This window comes from Intrasporangium mesophilum, from assembly GCF_054783095.1.
This window is the reverse complement of the sequence record NZ_BAAGRF010000053.1, coordinates 1-12230: the sequence shown is the minus strand read 5'-3', so window position 1 is coordinate 12230 and position 12230 is coordinate 1. Positions and strand designations below refer to the sequence as shown.

The window sequence follows — 12230 nt, the reverse complement described above, 5'->3', positions numbered from 1 at the left end:
CGCGGTTGAGAGCGACGAACCCGGGCACCTGAACCAGAGCCTGCGCAGGCACCGGTCCTGCCGTCAATGAAACAAGTAGCCGCGGAGCGCGTCCCGCGCCGTACCGTGACCAGCCATCCGGAACTGTCCGGTCACGCCCCGGTTGGGTACAGCTCGAACGCGTCTGGACGCACCAGCACCTCACGTCCCACGACGCCCAAAGGCGGATCGCCATGCACGTCAAGCACGACAATAGCCGCGGAGACGCGGAGTATCACCGTCCCTCCGTCGACGTCCTCGACCAGGCCAACGAGCGACTCCCCAGATATCCCCGCGGGCTTCGCCTCAACGCTCACCTGGTCGCCCCAGGCCAGTTCGCCCACCGGATCTATCTCAACGTCGTAGGACTCCCCGACAGAGGGCGGCTCGCTGCCTCGCCAGGTGGCAATCAGACGACCTGCCGGCGTCTCGCACTCCAGAGCAACCGGGTTCCCTGCCACAAGTTGCAGGACCTTGATCCGCATGACACAGATGGTGCCGGGTAGCCGTCGAGCCGTCATCCGGAAATGCCGCAGTCCGTGCTTGATTCGAAGGCGAACCGCACTTCGGCAGTGTCCCCATGGCTGGGTGGCTGGATGCGCGGCGGTAGCGTCTGCTCCGTGGTCACCATCGAAGGACTGAAGAGTCGGACTCTGACGAAGGTGACCCGACTGGCCTGGGCGATGCCGGGCGAGCCCGTCCAGCTAAACGTGGGGCCGGTACACCTTCTCTACGACGACGGACACGGTTTAGCGGTCGCGGGTGAGACCGATTGGACCCTTCGTTGGACGATCACCGAGCCCGGGGACCACAGTTGGCTGGCCCCCTACGACTACGACCTCGATGGTGCCCGTTGGGTAGCGCGAGACGCATCAGCCGACGAACCGTTCTCGGAATCGCTCGGCCGCGCCTTCAATGATTGGCACCCCCGGCTAAACGAAGTGGGCGAACTCGTCGGAGTCGAGCTGAGGCACGGCCCAGCGTGGCTGGTCCTTCAGGTGAGTGGCGGCGAGGTCACCACCTGACATCCGCACATAGCCGCTGGTCGCGCGGTCGGTCGCGCCGATGGACGTGCGTTGGTTCGGGCGGGCTATGCACCGATTGCCGTCTACTCTTGCGTCATGTCGGACATCATCGCGGGGGCGGCCGCGGGCGCTGCAGGTGCCGTGGTTGACGGGTGGCTCGGAGGGCGCACCCACGGGCTGAGATTCGAATGCTCCTTAAGGGTCCTGGATTCACGTTTACCGCCGGTTAAGGGTTTGTCGCATCGGTGGCGGACCGGCGCCGCCGAATTTGACGGTCATCTGATGACGTTCGCCGCGAACTGGATCAGCGGGTTTCGGGTTCCACGGCGCCGTCCGATCCAGTTCGAGGTCACTGCGGTCCACTTCGACAGGACCAGGGACCTGACCCTCTGGGAGAGCTGGTACCTAGCCTTGGCCGCCGACACCGCCGTCGAGTTGTCGACCCGGTCCGGCCAGAGGATCGAGTGGGCCCTTCCATCGCAGCGACTCGAGTCGGTCGAGCGCAGGTCGCGTCGGGCAACGCCGCCCGCCTGACATCCGCAGCGTGCTCGTCAGCGTGGCCGAAAGCGTCCGCGATCGAGCAAATGTCGACGCCCCTCTTGCCGCCGACCGGTCGAGCCACCTGGCGGACTTGTTCCGAGTTGCGACGGGCAGGCGGGCACGAGGTCGGATTGCCGGGTATAGCGTGATCAGCCCGACGGGTCATCATCCGGACGCGTTGTCCCATGCCGGAGCGAGGGCGATGGCCCGAAGTGAAGCGAACTCCCACGGGTCCACGGGCCCCATGGGTCCAGCTTCGGCATACCTGTTCAACGTGACGACGAGCCCATCAGACCGGAAAGCCACAAGGATGCGGACGAGCTCGTACGGTTCTTCATTCTCATCGGCCCGCACTTCCTCGTACCACGCGACGATGCTGCCGTCAGGTGCGCGGACGCACTTCGCGACGGCCGCAAATCCGTTGTCGTCACACGACTTTGGCATGCCCTCGCCGTACCAGAGCGCGAACGTCGAAGTCGACTCGGCGGTCTGGACGAGGATATCCAAAATGTCTGACTCGTCGCCGCCGGGAAGTGTCGTCTCTGCGTACCTGGAGTGCTCATCACCCGCGTACGCCTTGAGCTCCTCCAGCAACCGGGAGATCAGATTCTCCGCCTTTGGCGAGATCTCGCTGCTCACGGCGCCGATCTTGTCAGCGACGGTCTCCTGCCGCCAGTCGGCGCAGGCTCTCACGTCCGGTCATGCCGCGATGTTCGAGAGCGTTGCTGTCGTCGCAGATGTGGGTCACGCTCGGCAATGAGCACTGATTCGAAAGTCCTGATTCCGATCCTGTCGCCACCCGAGCCGGACTCGCTGAGGCTGGCGGTCGCGGCGTACCTGGCTCGATACACCGGCATGTCACGGGTCCACGCCGGGTCCGACCTGCGCGCCTACCTGACCTGGTGCGCCGAACACGGCCTGGACCCGCTCTCGGTGCAGCGACCCCACATCGAGCTGTATATCCGGTGGATGCAAGAAACGCGCAGGTACAAGCCCTCAACCGTCAGCCGCCGCGTCGCGGTCGTGGCCGGGTTCTACCGCACCTGCGTCATCGACGACGTGCTGGAGCATTCACCCGCCGAGCACGTGCGTCGCCCGAACGTGCACGCCGAGTCACCCACCCTCGGACTGACCCACCTGCAGTTCGAAGCCATGCTCGCGACCGCACGCGCCTCGGCGAACCTCAACGATTTCGCCCTGGTCGCGATGCTCGGCCTGCTCGGCCTGCGGATCTTCGAAGCCTGCGGCGCCGACATCGAAGACCTCGGCGACGAACACGGCCACCGCGTCCTGCGCGTCCGTGGTAAGGGCGGCAAGGTCGTGCTCACCCCGCTGCCACCAGCCGTGGCCCGAGCCATCGACCGCGCCGTCGATGCTCGCGCATCCGGCCCGATCCTGCGCACCAGCCGCGGCACCCGGATGGACCGCCACTGCGCTACCAGGCGCCTGCACCACCTGGCCGCAACCGCCGGGGTCAACTCGGCTCGGATGCACCCACACATGCTGCGGCACACCTTCGTCACCACCATGCTCGATGCCGGCGTCGACCTGCGCGACGTGCAGATCGCGGCCAGACACGCTGACCCGCGGACCACGATGCGGTACGACCGAGCCCGCAAGAACCTCGACCGACACCCCAACTACATCCTCGCCGCGTACATGGCATCGGGAACTTGACCGGAACCGGGACTATCGCAGAAACGGTGTAAGAGGCCTGATCGCCGATGAGGGCGGGGAGGGTCGAAATGACTGAGAACGTCACGACATTGGTGGATGTGAAGCCAGATGCTGAGCCCGGCGGCGACGCTGGGCCCGTAGAGCCGACGGCGGCCGAGCTGGAGGCGGCCAGGGAGCTGGTCCGTCAGGCGCGCGCCAAGGGCGTTGCGCTGACCGGCCCGGACGGGCTGCTTAAGGCGCTGACCAAGACGGTGATCGAGGCCGCGCTCGATGAGGAGATGAGCGAGCACCTGGGCTCCGACAGGGGCGACCCCGCGGGCCGCAACCGGGCTAACTCCCTCAACGGGAAACGGTCCAAGACGGTGGTCACCGACAACGCGGGCGCGGTCGAGGTCGAGGTCCCGCGGGATCGGGCTGGCACGTTCACCCTGGTGATCGTGGGCAGCCGGCAGCGCCGGCTGTCCGACGTGGACGCGGTGGTGTTGTCGTTGTACGCCAGTGGCCTGACCACCGGGGAGATCGGCCCGCACTTCGGCGACGTGTACGGCGCGTGGGTGTCCAAGGACACGGTCACCCGGATCACCGACCGGGTGGTCGAGGAGATGCAGGCGTGGTGGGCGCGGCCGCTGGAGGTGTGTACGCGGCGGTGTTCATCGACGCGATCATGGTCAAGATCCGCGATGGTGAGGGTCAACTTGCCGGCGGGGTTGGCGTTGCCGTACAGCAGGTTAGCGGTGGCGGCGCCGCCCTGCTGGCCCGGGTACCACATCTCCAGCACCGCCCGCGCCGGGAGGCGGGCGTGGTTGAGGAGGATCAGCGCGAGCAGCCCGCGGGCCTCCTGTTTCCTCAGTGGCCACAGTGAGCTGGCCGGCGAGCCGGATCGGCCTCGCCCGCTAGGGCGACTCGGCCCGCGTTTCCAGCCGTGTAGACGAAGTAGAGCAGGCGCAACACGGCGGCGAGGTCCCCGGGCTGGTCCAGGCGACGCCCCTTCAGGCCGCGCTTGGCCCGGCTGATTGAGCGGAGCCGGTCAGAGTTTCTCGACAGTGTGAGCGCCGGTACTCACCCCGACCGGCAGCGCGACGTCGAGGATGGACACAGGCACACCTCGAAAGGTGAAGTGATGAGAAGTCTGATCTCAGTCGTCCTGTCCACGATGCGTCCGCCTGTGCTGTTGCTCCTCGTTATGTATGCCACGACCGGCCTCTTCGTCACCGGCGAGATCGGAGCCCTGCCCGTTGCACGGGCCCTGCTCGTCGTCGTCCCGTTCCTCACCTACTCCGCTCTTATCAACGACCTGTCCGACCAGCGCATCGACCAGGTGAACCTGCCCGGGGATGCCAGGCGGATGTACGCCGCTGGCACGGCCCACCGCGCCACTCTCATCGGAGTTGCGCTGGGCTCGCTCGCAGTGGGCGGCTGCGCGGCAGTGGCGATCGCGCCAGCGGCGCTGGTAGTGCTCGCTGCTGGCGTACTCGTCAGCACTGCCTACTCAATCGGGCCGGTCCGCCTGGCCGACCGGGGCATCGTCGCGGCTGTGGCTCTGCCCGCCTGCTACGTGGCCACGCCGTACTTCGTCGGCGTGGTCACCGGCCGAGGAGTGGTGCGCATTGCCGATCTGCCCCTACTCGCGGCCCTCTACGTCACGTTCGTCGGGCGCATCATCCTCAAGGACTTCCGTGACGTGCGCGGCGACGCCCTCTTCGGCAAGCGCACGTTCGTGGTTCGCCACGGCCGGGTCGCCACCTGTGTGGTGAGCGCCACCTGCTGGGTTGTCGGCACCGCGATGGCCGCCGCCCTGAGTCCGAGCCGCTCGGTCACCCACACGACATCCCTCGCGCTGGGGGCCCTCGGCGCGCTGGTCCTGCTGCGCGAGCTCGCCCGTGAGCAGAACCCGCGACGTGAGGCCTGGATCATCTCAGCCCTGGCGATCGTCGGGCGCGGACAGCTCCTCGTTGTCATCCTCGGCCTCGGGCTCACCGCCGTCGCTGCATCCGCGGGCCACGAGCCCCTCGTTATGGCGCTCACGGTGCTGTCCTTCGGCTTGCAGGCACGCGTGATGGCGCAGACGGGCCCGGGCCTCGCCGCACGGCCAACCGCGCTGACCCAGTGGCGAGCGCGGCCCAGGTCGCGCGCCGCCCACAGCGCGGGGAGGTGACCCATGTTCTGGCTCATCTGGGGCGGTTGCATCGCCGTGCTCTCGATCATCGCCTACTGGATCGCCAAGCGCCTGTCCGACCGACAGGTTCGTCTGCACGGGCGGGTCAGCGCAGCATGGGTCGTGGGCGCAGCGCTTGTTGCCGTCTGTTGCGTGGTCGGGTTGGGCGTCGTCGCTCCCATCGCTGCCTTCATGGTGGCCTTCGGCTCGTACGGCAGCAACAAGTGACGCAGGAGTGACCATCATGCCGCGCCACGCCGGTAGCTCCACGGAGATTGCACAGCCCTGCGCGTCGACGCCGCTCGTGCAAAGTTTCGCGCTCACGGTTACGCAACCTTTGCTGCATCTCGACAGTTGACCAGGAAGCTGTGCGCGATCGTCGGTGTCACGCATTTCGACGCGGGCGAACGCTGTCGGACGTCCTCGAACGCCGCCAAGCCCGCTTTGGGAGCGTGTTCCTCACCGAAATTCTGGTCGAAACGGACACCCGCGAACGGGCCTGAACGCTCGCGAACGAGCATTTCATGGCCTTCGGGCCCGGACTGAGACCACGAATGAGACTAAGCCTGGGAAACGCCGGCCTGAGCTGCAGGGTTCGGCCCGGCGTTTCCGCGAGACCGGCGAGTCGGCGCCTCGGAAGGTCACCCAAAAATGGGTCCACGAGGGACACCCTCGTTGAGCTCAAGCTAGCCGATGGATCCACCATTACAACCACCGAAGATCACCCGTGCTGGAACGCCACCGACGGGCAGTTCGAGCGAGCCGACGCATTGCAAGACGGTGATGAGATCCTTACCACGGAGGGGAGAAGCCTAGCTGTACGCGGTCTGGTGCCAGGAAGCGAACATCGCGCCCATTGCTTACAACCTCACGATTGAAGGCATCCACACCTACTTTGTAGGCACCTCCTTGACACAGTTCGTCCTCGTACACAACGACTGCGGCGCGGACGGCTGGACCAGTTCAGCCAATCTGAAGAGTCACTTCGACGAGCATGGACACGAGATGGGTTTCCAGAGCACCGCGGAGTAGGCTGCTGCAGCCGAAGACCTCATGTGCATGTGTGACGGACGTAGGCCGGGAGTGATGAGCAAGCAGGATGGCGCGACTCGGTACCTCCTGGATCCAAGAACCGGCGAGTTCAGTATCACGGGATCTGGCGGAATTGTCACGTACTATGTGCCGAGCAACCCCATTCCGCGTTTCGGACGACAATCGGGATGATGATTCCCGAATGATGGCCGCACTTCTCCCATGCCCGTGCTGTGGACACACCGTGCTCTCTGCGGAACGCCCTGGGTCTAGCCTCATCTGTCCCATCTGTCGCTGGGAAGACGACTTGCTACAGCTGCGATGGCCCCGGCTGCCGGGAGGGGCTAACGGGCCGTGTCTGGTCGAGGCGCAGCAGGCGTACAGGATATTGGGGGCGAAGGAAGCGCGAGCAACCAAGCGCGCTCGCCCACCTTCCGCAGACGAACAAGTGGACATTGGATTTCGGCCTATCCAAGATTCCAACAACTTCGAGGACAATGATGATGTCTCGACACTGTGGCCGAAGGATCTAACGCAACTCTATTGGTGGCGACCAAACTTCTGGCGAAGGGGACGCGCGTAAAAGGCCATCCGGACGTGCGCGAATCGCCGACTCTGCCTTGTGGACAAGATGCAAACGAGCCGCCACAAGTACAGATCCGGGCGACATTAGGGGACTCTTCAAAATCCATGGTGTAGGACGCGGGGTCTGAGGTCGTGCCCCACGGGACGAGCAGGAAGTGACCCCCGCTCGGCTAGAGCCTCAGTTCGCCCGACCGTCCATCAGGCTGCATCGGTGGGACGGTGGCGCAGCGCCAGGGGGACGACAAGGTCGACCTCGACCTGGCTCGCACGCCGCAGCGTGGCCCCTGCTAGCCATCCTGCTCGGCGACCACGACATCGCCCTCCTCGGATGCGGTCTCGCCGGTGCGTACTGCTGTCACGTGCCGTGGGCCGGGTTGATGTCGTTGGGCATGTCGCGCGGCTGGCCATGGTCGTCCGAACACGTTGTGCACGACGCGTCTGCGCCCCATCGTCCGGCGTGGTCGGTGCACATGGGCCCGGGGCGCCGAGCGGCGAGCATCATCGCGACTGAGCCGATGTCGAAGAGCTCGGCCCGTTGCTCTTCACGGCGCAGCTGGTCGGTGGCCGCGCCGATGTCGTCAGCGGTCACCTCGAGCATGTCGAGGCGTCGACGCCGCTCGGGCCAGACCGCGCGCAGGTGGTCCAGCACCACCTGCGGGTCCGGGTCGCGGCCTTCCGCCGTCCTCGCTCGAACGCTCTTCGATCTGTTCGGCGGCCAGCTCACGGAGGGACTCAGACGCGTCAAGGGCGGTCTGGATGTCCTCGTCCATGACACCCTCGTCGACCAGGAGCATTCGGTTTCGCTCGCCGATATCGTCAGCGCCGACCAGCTCGGCGCGCAGGTCGGCCGGGGTCATGTCCCGCAGCCACCCTCCCGGGTCGCGACGAAGCGCCGGTCCCGGCGTCCAGCTCGGCTCGAACAGTGTCGAGTGAGGTGTCGAGGGTGTCCCGTCCTGTTCGTCACTCCGCCCTGCGCAGCCATTGGCGGCCTCGCCGGCCGGGGTCAGGTGGTACTCCTGGCCGTCGGGCTCCCGGACCAGTTCGGCCCCGCATGCGGTGCATATGCCGGCTGGTGTGGGAGCGCAGTCGAGGCCTGCCGGCTCGTCGTGGGCCTTGGACGCGAACTGTCCCCCGGTGGGGACACCGGCAGCGACACGGTTCGGTGCGCTCGTGCTCATGCACCTGGTAGGGGCGGGGAACCGCAAAGGCGTGCGCCCGCTACTGTGCGGAATCGCGACTGGTAGCCGGCCGGGTGACCATCTCGCTGGCTTGGATCGCCGCTTGAGCACGCGTGCGGGCCGCGGCCTCGATTCTGGGCGAGGGATCGGCGAAGGGCTGCAGGTGTCAGCGGATCGAACGCAATGTCACGACGTCGGGGTCGTCGTCATCGTTGTCCGCCAGCCAGCGCACCGATGCCGCAGCCGCCTGCTTGCGGGCTCGGTCGATGAGATGCGTGTAGCGCACGGCGAGGCTGTGCGAGGACCAGCCCATGACCTGAAGCAGGGTCACGGTGTCAAGTCCGGCGCTGAGCATGCCCGTCGCCGCCGTATGACGGCAGTCATGGAGCCGACGGTCCGCGACGCCGGCTCGTGCCAGCAATGCCTTGAAGCGGCTCCAGTCGTAGGCGGGGTCGTAGGGTCGGCCGTCCGGATGGCTGAAGACGAACCGGCTCGGCTCCCAGGGCGTGCCGCTGGCCATGGCCGCTCGCCGGGACGCTGCCAGCTGCTTTGAGAAGGCGTCCCGCACCGGGTCCGGCATGGTCACCACTCGGGTACCGGCCTTCGACTTGGGTGGCTTCGTGCCGAGTCCGCCGATCCGCTGCGGACAGCTGGACGCGTGGCGGACGCAGCCGGGCTCGCACGGGCTCGCACGCGGGTCGTTCCGGAGCTTGCGGGCGCAGCGGTCGCGTGCGCATGCCGCGGGATCGCCACACCCATGCTGGTAAGGGATCCGGTACAGGCTCCGGCGCACGTGCACGTCGGAGAGCTCGAAGTCGACGTCGGTCCACTGCAGGCCCAGCGCCTCGCCCTGTCTTAGCCCGAGCAGCAACGCAGCCCACCAGCGGGCTGGGTCGTCGTCCTCGGCATCAGCGAGCGCCAGAAGCGCCCTTGTCTCGCGTGCCGTGAACGGGGTGATCTCGTGGCGTGCGGTCGCCTGAGCCGGCAAGTGGCTGCCTTTGACCGGGCTGGTCACCAAGGCGGTCAGTTCTGAGGCGACTGCCCTGTTGAAGCAGACCGACAGGGTGCGTCTGACGGACTCGACGGAGCCACGGTCCAGGCCTGCACCGTGCGGTTTGTCGGCGAGCAGGTGCCGGAGAAAGTCGTTGATGTCCGCGGTCGTGATGCGGGTCATCTTGCGTGCTCCGAACCGGGGCAGGATGTGGACGCGCAGGTGGGACTCGTAGCCCTGCCAGGTGCGCGGCTGCAGGGTGTCGTGGACGTCCTTGAGCCAGAGTCGGGCCCACTCGCCGAGGGTGCCGGCGGCGTTCGATGGCGCTGATCGCGCCTTGGAGCGTTGGCTGGAGGTGGTCTCATGCCGGCGTATCTTCTGGAGCACCTCGTCGCGCGACCAGCCGAAGATGTGCTTGCGATGGCGACGCCCGGTCACGCGGTCGCCGAGCTGAGCTCGATCCAGCAGTGCCAGCGTCCGTCCTTGCCCAGATACGGCTTGGGGCGACCGTTCGCCGCGCGCGCTCGCGGCTTTGTCACTGCTGGCCTCGCAGCCGATCGATCTCGCGGCGCGGGATCCGCTGGCGCGCGCCGAACGCCACCGTCTCGATCACCCCGTCACGGACCCACCGGTCGATCGTGGACCGGGAGATGCCCAGAGCAAGCATCGCCTCCGGGATGGACAGCGGCTGGCCGCTGGTATCGAACCGTTCGGGCTGGTCCAAGACGAGCGCGAGGCCGCGGTCGTTGCGCAGCTCCCTGACGCGGTCGATGCCGAGCTCGAGCTCGTCGAGGGCAGCACGAGCCTTCCGCGCGAGCTCGTCGACATCGTCGATCGCCCTCATCAGCTCGGCGGCACGCGAGACCTTCAGGTGGCGGCGTCGCGCCGCGCGGGTCGTAGAGATCGTCATGCATCGGGTAGGGGCGGGGAAACTCACCAAGTGTCGCCACAACGCACACGGATTCTCATCAGAGTTGGTCGCAGCGTCGTCTGAGCCATGGGTTGTGGGCCGACTCGGGGGCTTGTCAAGGTTCGGCACCCGCGCGACAGAACGTGACCGGTACCTGCACGACACCGGGTGACCGGCGATGAGTGAGCCGTGGGGGCCGCTGCGCGCCATAGCGATCCGCACTGACCCGGCGCATCCTGGCGTGGCTTGCGGGGCCGGCCGTTCGGGGTCGCGTAGGCGCCGTGCTCCTTGGCCCGGTCGTGCCGGATCGGGTGGACCCGGATGGTGCTGCCGTTGAAGGCGAGCTGGACCGAGTCGGCGACCACGGACACCTGCACGGTCTTGCCGCGCCAGGCGCGCCCGGCCCGGTACATCGTTCCGGCGAAGCTCAGGCTCCCGTCCTTGTCGACGATCCGGCTGACCACGATCCCGTCGGTCGCCGGCCGCGCGACCCGGCGGCCCTGCCGTGGTGGCTCGCTGGGCGGGTGCCCGGGCCGCAGCCGTTGCGGGTAGGCGGCCACCAGCACCTCGCGGTGGAAGATCTGGACGAGGTGGTCGGCCACGACCGCCTCGACCGGTTCCCCGGCGAACACGATCGGGACCCGGTAGCTGAACCCGGCCAGGCGGATCATGCCCTTGCCGCTGACCCAGCGCTGCACCCCTGCGACCCGCACCGCGGGCGTCCCGGGCGCCGCAGAGGCAGCGGCGGCGGTCGGCCGGTCAGGTCCGACCCGAGGCGGCGGGCCGATCACCTCGGCAGGCTGCGGGGTGACCAGGGCGAACCGGTCGACCGGTGGCCGCATCCCCAGCGCCTGGTGCGGGCGCACGGTGTTGTACTGGACCACCCACGCATCCAGCGCCGCCTGCAACGCCCCGATGCTGGGGTGCGCCCGGTCCGCGGTGTTGAGGAACTCGGCGCGCATCGTCTTGTGCAGCCGCTCCACCTTGCCCGTCGTGGTCGGCGACCTTGGTGCGGTCAGCAGATGCCGGATCCCGTTCTCGGCGCACACCCGGTCGAACAGCACCTCCGCGCTCGAGCCGTGCGGCCCGAACCGGCCGGTGAAGACCTTGCCATTGTCAGTGAGGATCTGCTCGGGGATCCCGTGCCGCTCCAACGCGGCCAGCAGCGCCTCACACACCGGCCGGGCGGTCGCCCGCGCCACCACGTGCGCGCACACCACGAACCGGGAGTTGTCACCGATCCCGGTCACCACCTTCACCTCGACCCCGCCGGCCGAGCCGGCCAGGTGCACCCCGCCGACCACGTCCATCTGCCACAGCTCCATCGGGCGGCTGCGTTCCCAGCGCCGGTAGTCACTGCGGCGACGACGCCGACGGGCAGGGTCGATCCGGCCGTTACGCACCAGCGCCCGGTACACCCCCGAGCGGCCCGGCACCGGCACGATGCCCTCGCGCTGCAGCTGGTACCGGATCCGGTCCGGACCCCACCGCGGGTTCGCATCGCGGATCGTCAGCACCCGGGCCTCCACCACCGCCGGCATCTGATGCGGACACGTGTGCGGCCGCGAGGACCGATCCTGCAGGTTCAGCACCGCGCCGTCCATTGCGTACCGACGCAACCACACGTGCACCGTCTGACGAGCCACCCCGAACCGGCGGGCGACCTCGGTGACCGTCGCCCCGTCCAACACCTCCAGCACCGCCCGGTACCGCAGCTCGCTCACACCCAGCTCCCGCAACATTCACGCGCTCCTTCCGCGACCCCCGTTCAGGGCCACGAAAGAACGCACCGCGACACCGCGGCAACCGCTCAGCACGCCAGGACTGTCAGCCACCTACCGGAACGACTGTCGCGCAGGAACCGAACCCGCGTCCCCAACCTGGAAGGCAGGAACCGGAACCCAATGGTCAAGCATGAACCGGAACTGCACACCGACTCGGGGGCTCGGGAGCCCGAGTTGGCGCAATCGTTGCGCCAAGCATGGTGGCCATCCTTCGGACGGAACACCGTCTGACCTGCACAAACTCTGGTGGGGCTGTTGACCTCCGGCTGATGGTTGACAGTTCGATGCCGGTTGATCCTTGACACTCGAATCTGTTCAGTTTGCCGTGTTCCTTG

General features: G+C 67.5%; 11 protein-coding genes and 4 pseudogenes. 7 read left to right on the top strand and 8 right to left on the bottom strand.

The genetic code is table 11. The features are described 5' to 3' along the window. Positions 1-131 precede the first annotated feature (131 nt). Entirely contained in the window at positions 132-503 is a 372-nt protein-coding gene (locus ACYVLP_RS23700; RefSeq protein WP_460629747.1) for a hypothetical protein, read from the bottom strand. Between the two features lie 135 nt (positions 504-638). On the opposite strand from ACYVLP_RS23700, the gene ACYVLP_RS23695 reads away from it, so the two are divergent. Together ACYVLP_RS23695 and ACYVLP_RS23690 are read left to right on the top strand one after the other, a co-directional pair. Next, complete coding sequence (locus tag ACYVLP_RS23695; protein ID WP_460629746.1) at positions 639-1043, top strand: hypothetical protein; 405 nt, start codon at positions 639-641, stop codon at positions 1041-1043. Between the two features lie 96 nt (positions 1044-1139). After that, positions 1140-1577 (top strand): hypothetical protein, encoded by a 438-nt coding sequence (locus ACYVLP_RS23690; protein ID WP_460629745.1) that lies wholly within the window; start codon positions 1140-1142, stop codon positions 1575-1577. Between the two features lie 171 nt (positions 1578-1748). Here ACYVLP_RS23690 and ACYVLP_RS23685 read toward each other — a convergent pair whose 3' ends face one another. After that, a complete protein-coding gene (locus ACYVLP_RS23685; RefSeq protein WP_460629744.1) occupies positions 1749-2222 on the bottom strand; it encodes a hypothetical protein in 474 nt (157 codons plus the stop codon). Between the two features lie 117 nt (positions 2223-2339). Between ACYVLP_RS23685 and ACYVLP_RS23680 the strand changes: the two genes are divergently transcribed. Next, positions 2340-3260 (top strand): tyrosine-type recombinase/integrase, encoded by a 921-nt coding sequence (locus tag ACYVLP_RS23680; protein ID WP_460629743.1) that lies wholly within the window; start codon positions 2340-2342, stop codon positions 3258-3260. 68 nt (positions 3261-3328) lie between these two features. Further along, positions 3329-3948: pseudogene (locus tag ACYVLP_RS23675) on the top strand (transposase); the annotation flags it as partial. Positions 3949-3978: 30 nt separating this feature from the next. Here the strand turns inward: ACYVLP_RS23675 and ACYVLP_RS23670 are convergent. Further along, positions 3979-4029, bottom strand: a pseudogene (locus tag ACYVLP_RS23670) (hypothetical protein); the annotation flags it as partial. A gap of 351 nt (positions 4030-4380) precedes the next feature. On the opposite strand from ACYVLP_RS23670, the gene ACYVLP_RS23665 reads away from it, so the two are divergent. From ACYVLP_RS23665 to ACYVLP_RS23655, 3 genes are all read left to right on the top strand, one after another. Continuing rightward, positions 4381-5415 carry a UbiA family prenyltransferase gene (locus tag ACYVLP_RS23665; protein ID WP_460629742.1) on the top strand — a complete coding sequence of 345 codons (1035 nt, stop codon included), beginning with the start codon at positions 4381-4383 and terminating at the stop codon, positions 5413-5415. Between the two features lie 3 nt (positions 5416-5418). After that, entirely contained in the window at positions 5419-5643 is a 225-nt protein-coding gene (locus ACYVLP_RS23660; RefSeq protein WP_460629741.1) for a hypothetical protein, read from the top strand. An 871-nt stretch (positions 5644-6514) separates the two neighbouring features. Beyond that, positions 6515-7030, top strand: a complete 516-nt coding sequence (locus tag ACYVLP_RS23655) for a CPCC family cysteine-rich protein (protein ID WP_460629740.1) — start codon at positions 6515-6517, stop codon at positions 7028-7030. Positions 7031-7387: 357 nt separating this feature from the next. Here ACYVLP_RS23655 and ACYVLP_RS23650 read toward each other — a convergent pair whose 3' ends face one another. The 5 genes and pseudogenes from ACYVLP_RS23650 to ACYVLP_RS23630 form a co-directional block, all read right to left on the bottom strand. Next, positions 7388-7756, bottom strand: a complete 369-nt coding sequence (locus ACYVLP_RS23650; protein WP_460629739.1) for a hypothetical protein — start codon at positions 7754-7756, stop codon at positions 7388-7390. A 620-nt stretch (positions 7757-8376) separates the two neighbouring features. Next, complete coding sequence (locus tag ACYVLP_RS23645; RefSeq protein WP_460629738.1) at positions 8377-9639, bottom strand: tyrosine-type recombinase/integrase; 1263 nt, start codon at positions 9637-9639, stop codon at positions 8377-8379. 97 nt (positions 9640-9736) lie between these two features. Further along, the gene (locus ACYVLP_RS23640) at positions 9737-10111 is read right to left on the bottom strand and encodes a helix-turn-helix domain-containing protein (protein WP_460629737.1); all 375 of its coding nucleotides are present in this window, start codon (positions 10109-10111) and stop codon (positions 9737-9739) included. A gap of 227 nt (positions 10112-10338) precedes the next feature. Next, positions 10339-10821 (bottom strand): annotated as a pseudogene (locus ACYVLP_RS23635) (IS481 family transposase); the annotation flags it as partial. A 98-nt stretch (positions 10822-10919) separates the two neighbouring features. After that, positions 10920-11853: pseudogene (locus ACYVLP_RS23630) on the bottom strand (IS481 family transposase); the annotation flags it as partial. Positions 11854-12230 lie beyond the last annotated feature (377 nt).

Excerpts from the sequence above, each read along its gene's own strand:
- ACYVLP_RS23655 (WP_460629740.1), top strand. The coding sequence starts at position 6,515 with ATGGCGCGACTCGGTACCTCCTGGATCCAAGAACCGGCGAGTTCAGTA.
- ACYVLP_RS23665 (WP_460629742.1), top strand. The coding sequence starts at position 4,381 with ATGAGAAGTCTGATCTCAGTCGTCCTGTCCACGATGCGTCCGCCTGTG.
- ACYVLP_RS23680 (WP_460629743.1), top strand. The coding sequence starts at position 2,340 with ATGAGCACTGATTCGAAAGTCCTGATTCCGATCCTGTCGCCACCCGAG.
- ACYVLP_RS23700 (WP_460629747.1), bottom strand. The coding sequence starts at position 503 with ATGCGGATCAAGGTCCTGCAACTTGTGGCAGGGAACCCGGTTGCTCTG.
- ACYVLP_RS23640 (WP_460629737.1), bottom strand. The coding sequence starts at position 10,111 with ATGACGATCTCTACGACCCGCGCGGCGCGACGCCGCCACCTGAAGGTC.
- ACYVLP_RS23660 (WP_460629741.1), top strand. The coding sequence starts at position 5,419 with ATGTTCTGGCTCATCTGGGGCGGTTGCATCGCCGTGCTCTCGATCATC.
- ACYVLP_RS23690 (WP_460629745.1), top strand. The coding sequence starts at position 1,140 with ATGTCGGACATCATCGCGGGGGCGGCCGCGGGCGCTGCAGGTGCCGTG.